This window comes from Streptomyces cinnamoneus (assembly GCF_002939475.1).
Lineage (GTDB): Bacteria > Actinomycetota > Actinomycetes > Streptomycetales > Streptomycetaceae > Streptomyces > Streptomyces cinnamoneus_A.
The window spans coordinates 5,427,300-5,447,867 of the sequence record NZ_PKFQ01000001.1; the positions used below are offsets into that span (position 1 = coordinate 5,427,300).

The following is a 20,568-nucleotide window of genomic DNA, read 5'->3' on the forward strand; positions in this document are numbered from 1 at the left end:
CGGGCCAGGTCGTCGTCCGACAGGTGCGTGGTCAGCCCGCTGCGCCGGTCCCAGAAGCCCCAGGCGACGGACACCGCCGCCTGCCCCTGCGCCCGCCGGTGGGCCGCCAGCGCGTCGAGGAAGGCGTTGGCAGCTGCGTAGTTGGCCTGACCCGCGCTGCCCAGCACACCGGCAGCCGACGAGAACAGGACGAAAGCGTCCAGATCCAGACGGGCCGTCAGCTCGTGCAGGTGCCAGGCCGCGTCCGCCTTCGGACGCAGGACCGCGTCCACCTGACCGGCGGTCAACGAGCCGAGCACCCCGTCGGCGACGGCACCGGCGGTGTGCACGACCGCCCGCAACTCCGGAACCGTGTCCAGCAGCCCCGCCAGTTCCGTACGGTCACCCGCGTCGCACGCAGCGACCCGGACGCGGGCGCCCAGCGCCTCCAGCTCCGCGACCAACTCCCCGGCCCCCGGCGCGTCCGCACCGCTGCGGCTGGCCAGCACCAGGTCCTTTGCCCCGTGCTCGGACACCAGGTGCCGGGCGACCAGACCGCCCAGGGTCCCGGTACCGCCGGTGATCAGCACCGTGCCACGGTCCCAGGCGGGCGACCGCCCGCCGGGCTCGACCGCCGCCCTGGCCAGCCCGGGCACCAGCACGGTGCCCGCCCGCAGCGCCACATCGGGCTCGCCCGCCGTCAGCACCGCGGGCAGCACACCCAGTCCCGCATCGTCGTGGTCGACCACCACGATGCGGCCGGGGTTCTCCAACTGCGCGGTGCGCAGCAGGCCCCGCACCGCCGCACCGGCCAGGTCCTCCACGTCGTCGCCCACGGCCGTCGCCACCGCACGGCGGGTCAGCACCACGAGGCGCGCGTCGGCGAACCGGTCGTCCGCCAGCCACTCCTGGACGACTCCCAGCACCCGGCGCACAGCCGCCCCGGCCGCCTCCGCGGCCGAACCGTCACGCACGTCGTGCGGGCACGGCAACAGCAGCACGTCCGGCACCCGCTCGACCACGGCCAAACCGTCGGCGAGCTCCACCGACACCCCGGCCGTCTCCAGCGCGGTCGTCAGCTTCAACTCGTCGTCGTGGCCGCCCAGCAGCGTCCAGAGGGCCGGCTGCGCCACGTCGGACACGGCGGGGACGGACAGCTCCGTCCAGTCCAGCCGGAACAACGCGTCGACCGCACGGCCGCCACCCGCCCCGACCAGCCGCTGCTCGGCCAGCGGACGCATCACCAACGCGTCCACGGCCAGCACCGGCTCGCCCGCCGCGTCGGCGACCCGCACGCTCACCGTGTCCGCCCCGGCCGGCCGCAACGCCACCCGCACTGTCGAGGCGCCCACGGCGTGCAGGCTCACCCCGGTCCAGGCGAACGGCAGATATCCCTGACCGGGCTCGGTGACGAACGACCCCAGGGCGATGCCGTGCAGCGCCGCGTCCAGCAGCGCCGGATGGATCCCGCACCGCGCCGCGTCGCCCCACGTCTGTTCGGGCAGCGCCACCTCCAGGAACACGTCGTCCCCGCGGAGCCACGCCGCGCGCAGGCCCTGGAAGGACGGGCCGTACCGGTAACCCCGGTCGGCCATCCCCTCGTACACCTCGCTGACGTCGACCTGCTCGGCACCGGCAGGCGGCCAGGCCCGCAGATCCTCCTCCTGCCCGGCCGGAGCGGACCGGTCGGCCGCACCCAGGACGCCCGTCGCGTGACGCACCCAGTCGCCGTCACGCTGCGAGAACACCGTGAGCGCCCGGTGACCGGACTCCTCCGCACCGCCGACGGACACCTGGAGCTGAACGGTCTCGTGCTCCGGCAGCACCAGCGGCTCGTGCAGGGTCAGCTCGTCGAGGACGTCGCAGCCGAACAGGGCGCCCGCCTGCAGCGCGAGCTCCACGAAAGCGGCTCCCGGAAGCAGCACCACACCCTGCACGGTGTGGTCGGCCAGCCAAGGCTGCCCGGCCAGCGACAGCGCACCGGTCAGCACACAGCCGTCCGAGTCCGGCAGCGGTACCGCCGCACCCAGCAGGGGGTGATCGACGCCACCGAGGCCCAGCACGGACGCGTCACCCGTGCCGCGCGCGGGCGCCAGCCAGTAGCGCTCGCGCTGGAAGGCGTAGGTCGGCAGCTCGACCTGCCGGGCCCCCGTCCCCTCGAACGCGGCTCGCCAGTTCACGTCCGCACCGGCGACCGATACCTCCGCCAGCGACCGCAGGAACCGCCGGACGTCGCCTTCGTCGCGGCGGAGGGTGCCGGTGGCCACCACGGTGAGGTCCTTGGTGTCGGCGGTGTCCTGGATGCCGATGGTGAGGACGGGGTGGGGGCTGGTTTCGACGAAGACGGTGTGGCCGAGGTCGAGGAGTTTCTCGACGGTGGGCTGGAAGGCGACGGTCTCGCGGAGGTTGCGGTACCAGTAGGCGGCGTCGAGGTGGGCTGTGTCGGTGAGTTCACCGGTGACGGTCGAGTAGAAGGGGACCTGGCCGGTCCGGGGTGCGATGGGTGCGAGTGCTTCGGCCAGCTCCGCTTCGATTTGTTCGACGTGGGGGGAGTGGGAGGCGTAGTCGACGGGGATGCGCTTGGCCTGCGGGAACTCGGCCAAGACGGCGTCCAGTACGTCGTTGTCTCCCGAGACGACGGTTGAGGCGGGGCCGTTGACGGCGGCGATGGACAGGCCGTCGCGGCCGTGGAGCTGGTCGGCGGGCAGGGGCACGGAGACCATGCCGCCCTGCCCGGACAGGGCCAGCAGGGCCTTGCTGCGCAGGGCGACGATCCGAGCGCCGTCCTCCAGCGAGAGACCCCCGGCGACGCACGCCGCCGCGATCTCACCCTGGCTGTGGCCGATGACCGCTGCCGGCACGACGCCGTACGAGCGCCACAGCTCCGCCAGCGACACCATCACGGCCCACAGCACGGGCTGTACGACATCCACCCGGCGCAGTGCGTCTTCGTCGTCGAGGACGTCGAAGAGGGACCAGTCGACAAAGGCGCTCAGCGCGGCAGCACACTCCCGCATCCGCTCAGCGAACACCGGAGCGGTGTCGATCAACTCCAGCGCCATCCCGGTCCACTGCGAACCCTGACCCGGGAAGACGAACACTGTCTTGCGGCCGGTCTCGGCGGGTGCAGTGCCGGCCTCGACCGTGTCCAGGCCGCGCAGCAGCTCCTCCCGGTCCGCGCCGACGATCACCGCGCGGTGCGGGAGCAGTGCCCGTGTCGAGGCCAGTGACCAGCCCACGTCCACCGGGTCCAGGCCGGGGTCGCCCTCGACGAACGCCTTCAGACGCTCGACCTGCGCCAGCAGACCGTCCTGGCCCACACCCGAGAGCACCCACGGCACGGCCGGGGCCGGCGCGACGCGTTCGGTCTCCGGCTCGGCCGGAACCTCCGGTGCCTGCTCGAGAATCACGTGGGCGTTGGTGCCGCTCACGCCGAACGCGGACACACCGGCCCGCCGCGGCCGGCCGGCCTGCGGCCACTCCGTCCGCTCGGTCAGCAGCTCCACCGCACCCGCGGCCCAGTCCACGTGCGGGGTGGGCGCGTCGACGTGCAGGGTGCGCGGCAGGACGCCGTGTCGCAGGGCGAGGACCATCTTGATCAGGCCTGCCGCGCCGGCGGCTGCCTGCGTGTGGCCGATGTTGGACTTCACCGAGCCGAGCAGCAGAGGCCGGTCCGCCGCGCGCCCCTGGCCGTACGTCGCGACGAGCGCCTGCGCTTCGATCGGGTCGCCCAGCGTGGTGCCCGTGCCGTGGGCCTCGACCGCGTCGACGTCGGCGGTGCCGAGCCCGGCGTTCGCCAGCGCGGCACGGATGACGCGCTGCTGGGACGGACCGTTGGGGGCGGTCAGGCCGTTCGACGCGCCGTCCTGGTTGACGGCCGAACCCCGCACCACGGCCAGCACCTTGTGCCCGTTCCGTACGGCGTCCGACAACCGCTCCAGGACCAGGACGCCCACGCCTTCGGCGAATCCGGTGCCGTCGGCCGCCGCCGCGAACGCCTTGCAGCGTCCGTCGGCGGCCAGGCCGCGCTGGCGGGAGAACTCGACCAGCAGGTCCGGCGTGGGCATGACGGCCACACCGCCGGCCAGCGCCAGGGTGCTCTCGCCCCGCCGCAGGGATTCGCAGGCCCAGTGCACGCTGACCAGCGAGGAGGAGCACGCGGTGTCGACGGTGACCGCCGGGCCCTCCAGCCCCAGCGCGTAGGCGACTCGGCCGGAGATCACCGACGTCGAGTTGCCGGTGAGCAGGTAACCCTCGGAGCCCTCCGGGGTCGAGGGCTGGTCCGCGCCGTACGTCGTCGAGGCCGCACCGGCGAAGACGCCGGTGCGCGTGCCCTTCAGGCTGAGCGGGTCGATGCCGGCCCGCTCGAAGGCCTCCCAGGAGGCCTCCAGCCACAGCCGCTGCTGGGGGTCGGCGGCCAGCGCCTCACGCGGCGAGATCTTGAAGAACCCGGCGTCGAAGTCCGCGGCGTCGTGGAGGAAGCCGCCGGCCCGGGCGTAGGTCGTGCCGGAACGGCTCGGGTCCTGGTCGTAGAGCGCCGCTAGGTCCCAGCCGCGGTCGGCCGGGAGGCCGGACAGGGCGTCCTCCTCGGTGACCAGCAGCTGCCACAGCGCCTCGGGCGAGTCCACGCCGCCCGGCAGGCGGCAGCTCATGCCCACGACGGCGATCAGGTCGTCGGCCGGAAGCGCCTGCGTCGCCGGCGTCACGTCCTCCGCCTTCGTCTCCGCCACCGATGCCGCCATTGATGTCGCCATCGATGTCGTCACCGTGCCGAACAGCTCTTGCTCGAGGAACGCGGCGAGCGCGGCCGGCGTGGGGTGGTCGAAGATCACCGTGGCCTGGAGCCGCAGGCCGGTCACGGTGCGCAGCCTGTTGCGCAGCTCCACCGCGGACAGCGAGTCGAACCCCAGCTCCTTGAAGGGCCGGTCCGCCGTGACGGCCTGCGGGCCGTCGTGCCCGAGCACGGCAGCCGCCTGACCACGGACCAGGTCGACGAGCGCGGCGTGCCGCTCGGCCGCCGGCAGGCCCGGGAAGACCCCGCCCGCGACGCCGTCGGCGTCCCCGGTGGTGCCGGACGCGGCCCGCGCGAGGGGCGCGACCGCGACGGCCGGGGCACCGGCCAGACCACGCAGCAGCGGGGGCACGTCCTGCCCGCCCAGCGAGGCCAGGTCGAGACGCACCGGGACCAGCAGCGCGTCACCGGTGGCCGACGCGGCGTCGAAGAGGCCGAGCGCGTCCTCGGTGGACAGCGGCTGGACCCCGGAACGGGCGAGCCTGCCCGTCTCCACGCCTTCGGTCAGCTCGCTGCGCTGCTCCCAGAAGCCCCAGGCCAGGGACACCGCGGGCAGCCCCTGGGCCCGGCGGCGCGCCGCCAGCGCGTCGAGGAAGGTGTTGGCGGCCGCGTAGTTGCCCTGTCCGGGGCCGCCCAGCACGCCGGCAGCCGACGAGAACAGGACGAACGCGGCCAGGTCGCGGTCCAGGGTCAGCTCGTGCAGGTGCCACGCCGCGTCGGCCTTCGGCCGCAGCACCGTCCGTACGCGGTCCGCGGTCAGGGAACCGATCACCGCGTCGTCGAGGACGCCCGCCGTGTGGACGACCGCCCTCAGGTCCGGTATCGACGCCACCAGTTCGGCGGCCGCGTCCCGGTCCGCGAGGTCGCAGGCGACCACGCGGACGCGTGCGCCGTCCGCCTCGAGCTCGGCGACCAGCCCGGCCGCCCCGGGGGCGGCACCGCCGGAGCGGCTCGCCAGCACCAGATCCCGCACCCCGTGCTCGCGCACGAGATGACGGGCGACCAGGCCGCCCAGGGTGCCGGTACCACCGGTGACCAGCGTGGCGCCGTCGCCGACGGGTTGCGGGACAGTCAGCGCCAGCTTACCGACGTGACGCGCCTGCGACAGGAAGCGGAACGCCTCGTCGGCGCGGGCCACGTCCCAGACCCGCAGCGGCAGCGGGGTGAACACCCCCTGCTCGAACAGCCCGACCATCTCCGCGAGGAGCCGGCCGAGCCGCTCCGGGCCCGCTTCGAGCAGCTCGAACGCCCTGTAGGCGACCTGGTGGCGGTCCAGCACCTCGTCCGCGTCCCGAAGGTCGGTCTTGCCCATCTCGACGAGCCGGCCACCCGGGCGCAGCAGCCCGAGCGAGGCGTCGAGCAGGTCGCCGGTCAGCGAGTTCAGCACCACGTCCACGCCGTCGGGCGCCGTGGCGCGGAACCGGTCCGCGAAGTCCGCGGACCGCGACGACGCGATGCGCTCCTCCGCCACGCCGAGGCCGCGCACCGCCGGCCACTTCGCCGGGCTCGCGGTGGCGAAGACCTCCGCGCCGAGCCAGCCGGCCACCTGCACGGCGGCCATGCCGACGCCGCCGGCCGCGGCGTGGACGAGCACCGACTCGCCGCGCCGCACGCCGGCCAGGTCGATGAGCCCGTACATCGCCGTGAGGAACGCGACCGGGGTCGCGGCCGCCTGCGCGAACGACCAGCCGACCGGGACGGGGGCCACCATCCGGTGATCGGTGACCGCGACCGGCCCGAAGGAACCGGAGAACAGTCCCATCACCCGGTCGCCCGGTGCGACCCCGGCCACGCCGGGGCCGACCTCCAGGACGACCCCCGCGCCCTCGCTGCCCAGCAGGCCCGCCTTGTCCGGGTACATCCCCAACGCCAGCATCACGTCACGGAAGTTCACCCCGGCCGCGTGCACGGCCACCCGGACCTGACCGCGCTCCAGCGGCCCGGACACCTCGGGGCACGCCACGCGGGCCAGGCTCTCCAGGGTGTCGCCGCCGGTGGTCGCCAGCCGCCACTCACGCGAGCCCGAGCCCGAGCCCGAGCCCGATGCCGACTCCACTTCCGCGGCGAGGGCGGTCTTCGCGACCCGCGCCAGCCTCGGCACGAGCACGCTGCCGTCACGCACCGCCACCTGCGGCTCGTCGGTGCGGAGAACGGCCTGGAGCGGAGCCAGGTCCTCGTCCGGCAGGTCGACGAGCACGAAACGGCCCGGGTTCTCGGTCTGCGCGGTACGCACCAGACCCCACACCGCCGCGGCGGCCAGGTCCTCCGGGGCCTCGCCGACCGCCGTCGCCAGCGCGCCGCGTGTGACCACCACGAGCCGCGCCTCGGCGAACCGGTCGTCGGCCAGCCACGCCTGCACCGCCTCCAGCACCCGGCTGACCAGCGCGTGCACGCCGTCCGGCGTCTCGTCCACGACGGCCGCCGGCTTGAGCACCACCACCGCGGGCACAGCCGCGGGGTCGCCGGACACCGGCACGTCCGGCAGCCCGGCAGCGGACTCGACGGTGACGAACGCCGTCTCGTCCGACGACGAGGGCAGGGCGAGCTCGGTCCAGTCCACCCGGAACAGCGCCTCGGCGCGCGTACGGTCGAGCCGGTCCGCGGCGACCGGCCGCAGCACCAGGGACTCCGCCGTCAGCACCGGCGCACCCGTGGCGTCGGCCACCCGCACGGCCAGCGCGTCCTTCCCCGCGGGAGCCAGCGCCACCCGCAAGGACGTCGCACCCACCGCGTGCAGGGTGACCCCGGACCAGGCGAAGGGCAGGTGGGGCTGCCGGGGCTCGGCCACGAACTCCCCGAAGCCCGCCCCCTGCAACGCCGCGTCCAGCAGCGCCGGGTGCAGACCGCACCGGCTCGCGTCGCTCTCGGCCGTGTCGGGCAGCGCGACCTCGGCGAAGACCTCGTCCCCGCGCCGCCAGGCGGCCCGGATGCCCTGGAAGACCGGCCCGTAGGCGTAGCCCCGCGCCTCCATGGCCGTGTAGACGTCGGAGACGTCGATCGGCGCGGCCCCCGCCGGGGGCCACACGTCCAGCCGCTCCGCGGGCGCCGGGGCGTCCGCACTGAGGCCGCCGGACGCGTGCCGCACCCACTCGGTGTTTCCGGCATGCCGGGAATAGACCGCCACGGGCCGCCGGCCCGCCGCGTCCGGTCCGCCGACCGACACCTGGACCTGCACGTCACCCTGCTCGGGCAGCACCAGCGGTGCCTGCAAGGTCAGCTCGTCCAGCCGCGCGCAGCCGAGCTGGAGACCGGCCTGCAAGGCCAGCTCCACGAACCCGGTGCCCGGCAGGAGCACCTCGCCGAAGACGGCGTGGTCACGCAGCCACGGGTGGGACGCGGCCGACAACGAACCGGTCAGCACACAACCGTCGGCGTCGGGCAGCGGAAGGACCGCGCTCACCAGCGGATGCGCGAGCCCGTTCAGTCCGGCGCCCGCCGCGTCGGCGGTGCCACGGACCGGGTCCAGCCAGAACCACTCGTGCTGGAACGCGTACGTCGGAAGGCCGACCCGCTGGGCGCCGGTCCCGGAGAACACGGCCTCCCAGTCGACCGGGACGCCCTCGACGTGCAGTCGACCGAGGGTGGTGAGGAACGGGGCGAGCCCACCCTGGTCACGGCGGAGGGTGCCGGTGGCCACCACGGTGAGGTCCTTGGTGTCGGCGGTGTCCTGGATGCCGATGGTGAGGACGGGGTGGGGGCTGGTTTCGACGAAGACGGTGTGGCCGAGGTCGAGGAGTTTCTCGATGGTGGGCTGGAAGGCGACGGTCTCGCGGAGGTTGCGGTACCAGTAGGCCGCGTCGAGGTCGGCGGTGTCGACCGGCTGGCCGGTCACCGTCGAGTAGAACGGGACGGTGCCCGTGCGGGGCGCGACGGGTGCGAGTGCTTCGGCCAGCTCCGTTTCGATCTGTTCGACGTGGGGGGAGTGGGAGGCGTAGTCGACGGGGATGCGCTTGGCCTGCGGGAACTCGGCCAAGACGGCGTCCAGCACGTCGTTGCCACCCGACACGACGGTCGAAGCGGGCCCGTTGACGGCGGCGATGGACAGGCCGTCGCGGCCGCGCAGCCGGTCGGCGGGCAGCGGCACGGAGACCATGCCGCCCTGGCCCGAGAGCGCCAGCAGGGCCTTGCTGCGCAGGGCGACGATCCGAGCGCCGTCCTCCAGCGAGAGACCGCCGGCGACACACGCGGCCGCGATCTCACCTTGTGAATGGCCGATGACAGCGGCGGGGGTGACGCCGTACGAGCGCCACAGCTCCGCCAGCGACACCATCACGGCCCACAGCACGGGCTGTACGACATCCACCCGGCGCAGCGCCTCTTCGTCGTCCAGGACGTCGAAGAGCGACCAGTCGACAAAAGCGCTCAGCGCGGCAGCACACTCCCGCATCCGCTCAGCGAACACGGGCGACGACTCGACGAGCTCCGCCGCCATACCCGTCCACTGCGAACCCTGACCCGGGAAGACGAACACGACACCGGAGGGTGACCCGGCGAGGCCGGTCACCACACCCTGGTGCGTCCCGCCGTTCGCCACCGCGTCGAGACCGCGCAGCAGTTCCTCGCGGTCCGCGCCCACGACGACGGCGCGGTGCGACAGCGCCGAACGCGTCGACGCCAGGGACCAGGCCACATCCACCGGATGCAGGCCCGCGTCCGCGTCCACGAACGACCGCAGGCGCTCGGCCTGTGCCCGCAGCGCCTCCTGGCCCTGCCCGGACAGCACCCACGGCACGGCCGGCAGCCCGGTACGGGCCGGCTCGGCCTCGACCTCGGCCTGCGGGGCCTGCTCCAGCACGATGTGCGCGTTCGTGCCGCTGACGCCGAACGCCGACACGCCGGCCCGCCGCGGCCGGCCGGCCTCCGGCCACTCCGTCCGCTCGGTCAGCAGCTCGACGGAACCGGAGGCCCAGTCGACGTGCGGCGTGGGCTCGTCCACGTGCAGCGTCTGGGGCAGCACGCCGTGCCGCATCGCCATGACCATCTTGATGACACCGGCGACACCGGCCGCGGCCTGCGTGTGGCCGATGTTGGACTTGATCGAGCCCAACATCAAGGGCTGTTCGCGGTCCTGCCCGTACGTGGCGAGCAGTGCCTGCGCCTCGATGGGGTCACCGAGGGTGGTGCCCGTGCCGTGCGCCTCGACCGCGTCCACGTCGGCCGTCGTCAGGCCGGCGTTGGCCAGTGCCTGCCGGATGACACGCTGCTGCGACGGCCCGTTCGGGGCGGTCAGACCGTTGGACGCGCCGTCCTGGTTGACGGCGGTGCCACGGACCACGGCCAGCACTTGGTGGCCGTTGCGTTCGGCGTCCGACAGCCGCTCCACGAGGAGCATGCCGACGCCCTCGCCCCAGCCCGTACCGTCCGCCGCCGCCGCGAACGCCTTGCAGCGCCCGTCGGCCGCCAGCGCACGCTGACGGGAGAACTCCACGAAGATCTCGGAGGTCGTCATCACGCTGACGCCGCCGGCCAGGGCCAGCGTGCACTCGCCCGACCGCAGCGCCTGCACCGCCAGGTGCAAGGCCACCAGCGACGACGAGCACGCCGTGTCCACCGTCAGCGCCGGGCCCTCCAGCCCGAGCGCGTAGGCGATGCGGCCGGACATCACGGCCGCCGAGTTGCCGGTGGCCGCGCGGCCTTCGAAGTCGCCGGTCTCGTCGGCCTTCAACAGGGACGCGTAGTCCTGGCCGTTCGTGCCGGTGAACACGCCGGTCGCGCTGCCCCCCAAGGAGGCCGGGTCGATGCCGGCACGTTCGAACGCCTCCCAGGACGCCTCCAGCAGCAGCCGCTGCTGCGGGTCCATCGCGACGGCCTCACGCGGCGAGATCCCGAAGAAACCGGCGTCGAACTCGCCGGCGCCGTACAGGAAGGCGGCCGCCCGGGTGTACGACGTACCGCGGTGGTCGGGGTCCGGGTGGTACAGGTTCGCGGTGTCCCAGCCCCGGTCGTCGGGGAAGCCCCCGAGCGCGTCCGCGCCGCTGTCGACCAGCCGCCACAGGTCCTCGGGAGAGGCCACGTCGCCGGGGAAGCGGCAGCTCATGCCGACGATGGCGATCGGCTCGTCGTCCAGCGGCACAGTTGCCCGGACCGGCTCGACCGGCGTCGGCAGGTCGTCGAACAGCTCGCCGCGCACGTACTCCGCCAGGGCGAGCGGCGTGGGGTGGTCGTAGGTGACGGTGGCGGGCAGCCGGAGGCCGGTGGCGCTGTTGAGCCTGTTGCGGAGCTCGACGGCGGTGACGGAGTCGAACCCCGTCGCGTGGAACGCCTTGCCGGTCTCGACCGCGTCCGGGCCGCTGTGGCCGAGCACGACGGCGACATGGCGGCGGACCAGGTCCAGGAGCGCGCGGTCCCGCTCGGCGTCGCCCAACCCCGCGAGCTGCCCGACGAGGCCCGAACGCTCGGGCGCCGCCTCGGTGTCCTCCGCGCCGACCCCGGCGTCGATCAGCGCCCGCACCTCGGGGACGTCCCGCATCAGCGGGCTGGGCCGGGTCGCGGTGAACGCGACGTAGTGGCGGTCCCAGTCGATCTCGGCGACCGTGACGACGGTGTCGCCCTGCTCGACGGCGCGTCCCATGGCCGCGGCGGCCATCTCCGGCGCCATCTCCGGGACGCCGTGCCGCCGGGCGACGTCACCGACGCCGCCCTCGCCCATGCCGGCACCGGCCCACAGGCCCCACGCCACGGACGTCGCCGGCAGCCCCTCGGCCCGGCGCTGCTCGGCGAGCGTGTCCACGAAGACGTGCCCGGGCGCGTAGTTGCCCTGCCCGGGGGCGCCCAGCGTGCCGGACAGCGAGGAGAACAGCACGAACGCGGCGAGGTCCATGTCACGGGTCAGCTCGTGCAGGTTCACCGCACCGTCGATTTTGACGCTCAGCACCCGTTGCAGCTGGTCCGTGGTCAGCGAGCCGATCGTGCCGTCGTCGAGCACCGCCGCGGTGTGCACCACCGCCGTCAGCGGCCCCACCTCGGCCAGCAGCGCGGCGAGGGCGTCGCGGTCGCCGACGTCGCACGCCGCCACCGTCACCCGCGCACCGAGCGCCTCCAGCTCCGCCACCAGACGGTCGGCGCCGGGCGCCGACATCCCCCGGCGGCTGGTGAGCACCACGTGCTCCGCGCCCTGGCCCGCCAGCCACCGGGCCACGTGCCCGCCCAGCGCGCCCGTACCGCCGGTGACCAGCACCGTGCCCTCGGGGCGCCAGGTCGTCACGCCCGGCTCCCGCGCCGGGGCGTGCGCGATCCGGCGCCCGAACAGGCCGGCCGTCCGCACGGCGACCTGGTCCTCGTCCGAGGCGCCGGCCAGCACGCTCGCCAGCAGGTCCTGCGCCCGCTCGGTCACGCTCTCCGGCAGGTCCGCCAGTCCACCCCAGCGCAGGGGCTGTTCGAGGGCGACCACCCTGCCGAGGCCCCAGGCCAGCGCCTGCTTGCGGCTGGTGGCCACGTCACCGTCGCCCAGCGACACGGCCCCCCGCGTGAGGCACCACATCGGCGCCTCCACCCCGGCGTCGCCGAGCGCCTGCGCCAGCAGCAGCGTCAGCGCGTAGCCGCGGGGCACGGCCGGGTACGCGGGGTGCGCGCGCTCGTCCATCGCGACCAGCGACACGACACCGCTGATCGGGGAGTGCTCCTCCCGCAGGGCCGCCAGCCGGCCGGCCAGGGCGGCACGGTCCAGGTCGGATTCGTCGAGGACGACTGTGAGCGGCTCCGCACCCCGGCGGGCCAGCGTCCCCGTCACCCCCGCCACCCACTCCTCGTCGGCCTGGCCGTCGGTCACCAGCACCAGCCAGGTGCCGGTCGGAGCCGTCGTGCCGGGCGTGAGGGGCTTCCAGTGGATCTTGTACCGCCACGAGTCCATGGTGGAGACGTCGCGACGCTCACGGCGCCACTGGGACAGCGCGGGCAGCACCTCGCCCAGGGGCTCCCCGTCGACGCGCAGGGTCGCGGCGAGGGACTCCAGGTCCCCGCGCTCGACCGCCTCCCAGAACTCGGCGTCCACCGCGCCGGCGGCCGGCTGGGCGGCGACGGGGTCCAGCCAGTAGCGCTCCCGCTGGAACGCGTAGGTCGGCAGGTCCACCTGGCGCCCGCCGCCGAGCGACGGCCGCCAGTCGACGTCGACGCCGTGCACGTACGCCTCGGCCAGCGAGGTCGCCATCCGCGTCGGCCCGCCGTCGTCACGGCGCAACGAACCGAGCACCACGCCCTCCCGGCCCACGGCGTCGAGCGTCTCGCGCACACCGGCCGTCAGCACCGGGTGCGAGCTCGCTTCCACGAAGGCGCTGTGGCCGAGGGCGATGAGGTTCTCAAGGGTGGCCTGGAAGGCGACGGTGTGGCGGAGGTTGCGGTACCAGTAGGCCGCGTCGAGCTCGGCGGTGTCGGTCAGTTCGCCCGTCACTGTCGAGTAGAACGGGACGGTGCCCGTGCGGGGTGCGATGGGTGCGAGTGCTTCGGCCAGCTCCGTTTCGATCTGTTCGACGTGGGGGGAGTGGGAGGCGTAGTCGACGGGGATGCGCTTGGCCTGCGGGAACTCGGCCAAGACGGCGTCCAGTACGTCGTTGTCTCCCGAGACGACGGTTGAGGCGGGCCCGTTGACGGCGGCGATGGACAGGCCGTCGCGGCCGCGCAGTTGGTCGGCGGGCAGGGGCACGGAGACCATGCCGCCCTGCCCGGACAGGGCCAGCAGGGCCTTGCTGCGCAGGGCGACGATCCGGGCGCCGTCCTCCAGCGAGAGCCCGCCGGCGACACATGCGGCCGCGATCTCACCTTGCGAGTGACCCACGACCGCTGCCGGTACCACCCCGTACGAACGCCACAGCTCCGCCAGCGAGACCATCACGGCCCAGAGCACCGGCTGCACGACATCCACCCGGCGCAGTGCGTCTTCGTCGTCCAGGACGTCGAGCAGCGACCAGTCGACAAAGGCGCTCAGCGCGGCAGCACACTCCCGCATCCGCTCAGCGAACACGGGCGAGGCGTCGATCAGCTCCAGCGCCATCCCGGTCCACTGCGAACCCTGACCCGGGAACACGAAAGCCACCTTGCGGCCGGGCACCGCCGCACCGGCGACGACGCCTGCGGCCGGCTCGTCCTGGGCCAGGGCCGTCAGTCCCGCCAGCAGCTCGGCGTGGTCCCCGCCCAGCACGACCGCGCGGTGCTCCAGAGCCGTCCTGCCGGCGAGGAGGGAGAACGCCACGTCCGCCACGCGCGGCTGCTCGGGGGCGTTCGCCACCCAGGCGCGCAGTCGCTCGGCCTGAGCGCGCAGCGCACGCTCGTCCCGGCCGGAGACGACCCACGGGACCACGGGGCCCGGTTCGGCGGTCTCGTTCTCCTCCGCCGACGGCTCCGGAACCGGTGCCTGCTCAAGGATGACGTGGGCGTTCGTGCCGCTCACGCCGAACGACGAGACGCCCGCCCGGCGGGGCGCGCCCGTCTCGGGCCACTCCGTCTGCTCGGTCAGCAGTTCCACGGATCCGGCGGTCCAGTCGACGTGCGGCGTGGGCTCGTCGACATGGAGGGTCTGGGGCAGCACGCCGTGCCGCATCGCCATGACCATCTTGATGACGCCCGCGACACCGGACGCGGCCTGGGCGTGCCCGATGTTGGACTTGACGGACCCCAGCAGCAGGGGCTGTTCGCGGTTCTGCCCGTACGTGGCCAGGATCGCCTGCGCCTCGATCGGGTCACCCAGCGTCGTACCGGTGCCGTGGGCCTCGACCGCGTCCACGTCCTGCGGCGCCAGGCCGGCGGTCGCCAGCGCGGCGCGGATGACGCGCTGCTGGGACGGCCCGTTCGGGGCGGTCAGGCCGTTGGAGGCGCCGTCCTGGTTCACCGCGGAGCCCCGCACCACGGCCAGCACCTTGTGCCCGTTGCGCCGGGCGTCGGACAGCCGCTCGACGAGCAGCATGCCGATGCCCTCGGCGAATCCGGTGCCGTCGGCGGCTTCGGCGAACGCCTTGCAGCGACCGTCGCGGGACAGCCCGCGCTGGCGCGAGAACTCGACGAAGACGGTGGGGGTGGACATCACGGTCACGCCGCCGGCCAGCGCCAACGAGCACTCGCCGAGGCGCAGCGCCTGGACGGCCAGGTGCAGGGCCACCAGCGACGAGGAGCATGCCGTGTCGACCGTCACGGCGGGGCCCTCAAGGCCGAACGTGTACGCCACGCGGCCCGAGGCCACGCTCGCCGCGGCACCCGTGCCCAGGTAGCCCTCGACTCCCTCCGGCGGAGTGGACAACCGGGTGAGGTAGTCGTGGTGCATCACTCCGGTGAACACGCCGATCCGCTCACCCTTGACCGAGCCCACGGGGATGCCCGCGCGCTCGAACGCCTCCCAGGACGCCTCCAGCAGCAGCCGCTGCTGCGGGTCCATCGCCGCCGCCTCGCGCGGCGAGATGCCGAAGAGACCGGCGTCGAACTCGGTCGCGTCGTGCAGGAACCCGCCGTCTCGCGCGTACGAGGTGCCGGGGGTGTCGGGGTCGGGGTCGTAGAGGCCGCTCAGGTCCCAGCCGCGGTCGCCCGGCAGGCCGGAGATCGCGTCACCGCCGGACCGCACCAGGTCCCACAGCTGCTCCGGCGAGGCGATGCCGCCCGGGTAGCGGCAGCTCATGCCGACGATCACGATCGGGTCGTCGGCGACGAGCGTGCCCGGCACCGGCGCGGCGGCGCCTTCGTCCGAGCCGAGAACCTCGGCGAGCAGATGACCGGCCAGGACGCGGGGAGTGGGGTAGTCGAAGACGGCGGTGGCGGGCAGCCGTACGCCGGTGGCGGCGCTGATGCGGTTGCGCAGTTCGACGGCCGTGAGCGAGTCGAAGCCGATCTCCTGGAACGTCCGCGACGCGTCCACCGTGTCCGACGACGCGTGGCGGAGCACCGCCGCCACGTGGTGGCGGACGAGTTCCAGCACCAGCTCCTCCCGCTCGGCGTCGTCCTCGACACCCGCCAGCCGTCGGCCGAGGGCCGTGGTGGCGGAGCCGTCGACGGCTCCGGCGGAGTCGGCGGCGCGCCGGATCGGCACCCGGACCAGGTCACGCAGGACCGGCGGCACGTGGTCGCTGCCCGTCCAGGCGGACGGGTTCAGCGGCGCGGCCATCACCACCGCCTCGTCGGAGGCCAGCGCCGCGTCGAAGAGCTCGAGCGCCTGCGGGGTGGACATCGGCAGCGCGTGGGCACGCGCCAGGTCGTCCTCGGAGAGCCGCTCGGTCAGTTCGCTGCGGTGTTCCCAGAAGCCCCAGGCGATGGAGGTGGCGGGGAGTCCGGTGGCGTGGCGGTGGGTGGCGAGGGCGTCGAGGGTGGCGTTGGCTGCGGCGTAGTTGGCTTGGCCTGCGTTGCCGAGGATGCCGGCGGCGGAGGAGAAGAGGATGAAGGCGTTGAGGTTGTGGTGGCGGGTGAGTTCGTGGAGGTGGCGGGCGGCGTTGGCTTTGGGGGCCATGACGTGGTGGAGGCGGTGGGTGTTGAGGGAGGTGAGGGTGGCGTCGTCGAGGGTGGCGGCGGTGTGGATGACGGTGCGTAGGTCGGGGAGGGAGGTGATGAGTGTGGTGAGGGCGTCGTGGTCGGTGATGTCGCAGGCTTGGATGCGGACGTGTGCGCCGAGGGTTTCGAGTTCGGTGCGTAGTTGGGTTGCGCCGGGTGCGGTGTCGCCGCGGCGGCTGACGAGGACGAGGTCGCGGACGTTGTGGTTGGTGATGAGGTGGCGGGCGATGAGGGTGCCCAGGGTGCCGGTGCCGCCGGTGATGAGGGTGGTGCCGGTGGTGAGGTCGGGGTCGTTGTGGCGGTGGGTTTTGACGAGTCGGGGGGTGAGGAGGGTTCCGGCTCGGAGGGCGAGTTGTGTTTCGCCTGTTGTTGTGGCGGTGGTGAGGTCGGGGAGGGGGGTGGTGGGGTCGTCGAGGTCGATGAGGAGGATGCGGCCGGGGTTTTCGGTCTGTGCGGAGCGGGTCAGGCCCCATACGGCGGCGGCGTCGAGGTCGGGTATGTCTTCGCCGGGTAGGGCGGCGATTGCGTGGTGGGTGACGACGGCCAGGCGGGTGTGGGTGAAGCGCTGGTCGGTGAGCCATTGTTGTATGGCGGTGAGGACGTCGGCGGGGTTGTGGCCGTCGATGCGCACCCATGCGGGGGCGTCTGCGTCCGGGGCCAGGTCGGCGAGGTGTGTCAGTGCCGGTCCGTGCAGGTCGATACCGGTGCGCTCGATCCACTCCATTCGGAACAACGCATCGACCACACCACCACGGGCGTCGTACAACTGCTGTGCCGTGACGGGGCGAAGGGCCAGCGACCGCGCGGACAGGACGGGCTCGCCGGTGGCGTCCGCCGCCCGCAGGGAGACCGTGTCGGGGCCGGCCGGGGACAGGGTGACGCGCAGGGTCGTCGCACCGACGGCGTGCAGGGTGACACCGCTCCAGGAGAACGGGACGTACGCCAGCTGGTCGTCGGAGACGAAGTCGCCGAAGCGTATGCCGTGCAACGCGGCGTCGAGCAGCGCCGGGTGCACCGCGCACCGGGCGGCGTCGCCACGGGCCTCCTCCGGCACGACGATCTCGGCGAACACCTCGTCACCGCGGCGCCAGGCACTGCGCAGGCCCTGGAAGACCGGCCCGTAGGCGTAGCCTCGCTCCGCCAGGGCGGGGTAGAGACCGGAGGCGTCGATCCGTTCGGCGCCGGCCGGCGGCCAGGCCTCCGGGGTGTGGGCCTCGGGTGCGGCGGTGCCGAGGGCACCACTGGCGTGGCGGATCCACTCGCCTTCCCGGCAGGAGTACACCGAGACCGACCGGCGGCCGCTCTCGTCCGCCTCGCCGACCGAGACCTGTACCTCGACGGCGCCGCGCTCGGGCAGCACCAGCGGCCCCTCCAGCGTCAGCTCCTCGACCACGTCACAGCCGAACCGCAGCCCCGCCTGCAGGGCGAGCTCCACGAAGCCCGTACCGGGCAGCAGCACCACACCGGACAGCGCGTGGTCGCCGAGCCAGCGGTGCGACGCCTGCGACAGCCGGCCGGTCAGCACACAGCCGCCGGAGGCGGGCAGCGTCACCGTCGCACCCAGCAGCGGGTGGTCGAGCGCGCCCAGCCCCAGCGAGGAGGCGTCGCCCTGCCCCGGCGCGGGCGTCAGCCAGAAACGCTCCCGCTGGAACGCGTACGTCGGCAGCTCCACCCGCCGCCCGCCGGCCAGCGCCGGGAGCCAGTCCACCCGTACGCCGTGCACGTGCAGCCGCGACAGCGCGGTGAAGAACTGCGCGAGCCCGCCCTGCCGACGCCGCAGGGAACCCGTGACGACGACCTGCTCGCCGGCGTCCTCGGCGGTGGCCTGCACGCCGGTGATCAGGGCCGGGTGGGAGCTGGACTCCACGAAGACGCGGTAGCCGTCCGCGAACAGGGACCGCAGCGCCCCCACGAAGTCGATCGGCATGCGGGCGTTGCGGAACCAGTAGTCCGCGTCGAGCGCGGTGGTGTCCAGCAGCCCGCCGGTCACCGTGGAGTAGAACGGCACGGAGGAGCGGCGGGGGCTGACGTCCGCCAGCAGCTCCATCAGCCGCTCCCGCAGCGGCTCCACCTGGGGGCTGTGCGAGGCCACCGTCGCGGGTACGACGCGGGCGCGCACCCCGTCCGCTGCGCAGGCGGCGACGAACTCCTCAAGGCTCTCCGGGTCGCCCGCCACCGTGGCGGCCTCGGGGCCGTTGACGCCGGCCACGGCCAGGCGTTCGCCCCACGGCTCGATCCGGGCGGCCAGCTGCTCGACGGGCAGGGCGACGGAGGCGATGGCGCCCTTGCCCACCAGCGTCTCGGAAAAGAGGCGGCTGCGCAGGACCACGATCTTCGCCGCGTCCTCCAGCGACAGCGCTCCCGCCACACAGGCTGCCGCGATCTCACCCTGCGAGTGGCCGACCACGGCGGACGGCGTCACGCCGTAGGAGGACCACAGCTCGGCGAGCGACAGCATCACGGTGAACAGGACCGGCTGGACGACCTCGATCAGGTCGAGGGACGGTGCTCCGGGCGCACCGCGCACCACGTCCTCGATCGACCAGTCGTAGTACGGCTCCAGGACGGCCGCGCACTCGGCGAACCGCCGGGCGAAGGCCGGGGAGGTCTCCAGCAGTTCGACGGCCATGCCCGCCCACTGCGAGCCCTGGCCCGGGAAGACGAACACGACGCCGGAGTCCGGGCCGGCCACGCCCTCGACGACGTTGGCGGCGGGCTGCCCGGCCGCCAGCGCCGCGAGCCCGTCCAGCAGTTCCCGCCGGTCCGAGCCGGTGACGACCGCGCGGTGCGACAGCGCCGAGCGCGTCGCGGACAGCGTCCAGCCCACGTCGGCCGGATCGAGGTCGGCGGCCGCGGCGGCCAGCCGCGCGGCCTGCGCCCGCAGGCCGTCCTCGCCGTGCCCCGACACGATCCACGGCACCGCCGGCGCCTCGGCGCGCGGCAGGCCGTCCTCCGCCCCGGGCTCCTCCGCGGCGGGCGGCTCTTCGACGATCACGTGGGCGTTGGTGCCGCTCACGCCGAACGCGGACACACCGGCGCGCCGCGGCCGGTCGGCCTCGGGCCACGCCGTGTGCTCGGTCAGGACCCGCACCGCGCCGGCCGACCAGTCCACGTGCGGGGTCGGCTCGTCCACGTGCAGGGTCCGCGGCAGCAGGCCGTGCCGCATCGCCATGACCATCTTGATGACGCCGGCGACGCCCGCCGCCGCCTGCGTGTGGCCCAGGTTCGACTTGACCGAGGCGAGCCACAGCGGCCGGTCGGTCTCCCGGTCCTGGCCGTAGGTGTCCAGCAGCGCCTGCGCCTCGATCGGGTCGCCGAGCTTGGTGCCGGTGCCGTGGGCCTCGACCGCGTCGACGTCCGAGGTGGTGAGACGGGCGTTGGCCAGGGCCGCGCGGATCACGCGTCGTTGGGAGGGGCCGTGGGGCGCGGTCAGGCCGTTGGAGGCGCCGTCCTGGTTGACGGCGGAGCCGCGGACCACGGCCAGCACGGGGTGGCCGTTGCGCTGGGCGTCGGAGAGCCGTTCGACGAGGAGCATGCCGACGCCCTCGCCCCAGCCCGTGCCGTCCGCGGCCGCCGAGAACGCCTTGGAGCGGCCGTCGACCGCCAGGCCGCCCTGCGCGGACAGCTCGACGAACGTGCTGGGGGTGGTCATGACCGTCACACCGCCCGCGAGGGCCAGCGAGCACTCGCCGTTGCGCAGCGCCTGGACGGCCAGGTGCAGGGCGACCAGCGAGGACGAGCAGGCGGTGTCCACGGTGGCCGTCGGGCCTTCGAGACCGAAGGTGTAGGCCACCCGGCCGGAGATCACGCTCGCCGCGCTGCCCGTGCCGAGGTGACCCTGCACCTCGTCACGCGCCGCACTGAGGATGGTGGCGTAGTCCTGGCCGTTGGTGCCGATGAACACGCCCGTCGGGCTGCCCTTCACGGACTCCGCGGAGATGCCCGCGCGTTCGAGGACCTCCCAGGCCGTCTCCAGCAGCAGCCGCTGCTGCGGGTCCATCGCGACGGCCTCACGTGGCGAGATCCCGAAGAGCCCCGCGTCGAAGTCGGCGATGTCGTGCAGGAACCCGCCGTACCGGGTGACCGACGTGCCGGAACGGCCGGCCGCGTCGAAGAGGCCGTCCAGGTCCCAGTCACGGTCCAGGGGGAAGTCCGACACCGCGTCCCCGCCCGCGGACACGAACTCCCACAACGCCTCCGGAGAGGCGATGCCACCGGGGAAACGGCAGGTCATGCCCACGATGGCGATCGGCTCGTGGTTCTTCGCCTCCACGTCCTGAAGGCGCTGGCGAGTCTGCCGCAGATCCTTCGTCATCTCCTTGAGAAAGTGACGAAGC

At 73.9% G+C, this 20,568-nt stretch carries 9 pseudogenes; all 9 read right to left on the reverse strand.

From position 1 onward, the window contains the following. Window positions 1–5: 5 nt before the first annotated feature. Window positions 6–6,899, reverse strand: a pseudogene (locus CYQ11_RS30980) (SDR family NAD(P)-dependent oxidoreductase); the annotation flags it as partial. Continuing rightward, window positions 6,873–7,391 (reverse strand): annotated as a pseudogene (locus CYQ11_RS30985) (SpnB-like Rossmann fold domain-containing protein); the annotation flags it as partial. The pseudogenes CYQ11_RS30985 and CYQ11_RS30980, both read right to left, overlap by 27 nt. Next, window positions 7,374–7,946, reverse strand: a pseudogene (locus CYQ11_RS30990) (polyketide synthase dehydratase domain-containing protein); the annotation flags it as partial. The pseudogenes CYQ11_RS30990 and CYQ11_RS30985, both read right to left, overlap by 18 nt. Then, window positions 7,938–8,411, reverse strand: a pseudogene (locus tag CYQ11_RS30995) (polyketide synthase dehydratase domain-containing protein); the annotation flags it as partial. The pseudogenes CYQ11_RS30990 and CYQ11_RS30995, both read right to left, overlap by 9 nt. Beyond that, window positions 8,385–9,203: pseudogene (locus CYQ11_RS31000) on the reverse strand (acyltransferase domain-containing protein); the annotation flags it as partial. The pseudogenes CYQ11_RS30995 and CYQ11_RS31000, both read right to left, overlap by 27 nt. 150 nt (window positions 9,204–9,353) lie before the next feature. Next, window positions 9,354–9,752, reverse strand: a pseudogene (locus tag CYQ11_RS31005) (ketoacyl-synthetase C-terminal extension domain-containing protein); the annotation flags it as partial. Between the two features lie 12 nt (window positions 9,753–9,764). Next, window positions 9,765–10,103 (reverse strand): annotated as a pseudogene (locus CYQ11_RS31010) (hypothetical protein); the annotation flags it as partial. A gap of 30 nt (window positions 10,104–10,133) precedes the next feature. Then, window positions 10,134–10,808, reverse strand: a pseudogene (locus tag CYQ11_RS31015) (beta-ketoacyl synthase N-terminal-like domain-containing protein); the annotation flags it as partial. 135 nt (window positions 10,809–10,943) lie between these two features. Continuing rightward, window positions 10,944–20,564 (reverse strand): annotated as a pseudogene (locus CYQ11_RS31020) (type I polyketide synthase); the annotation flags it as partial. Window positions 20,565–20,568 lie beyond the last annotated feature (4 nt).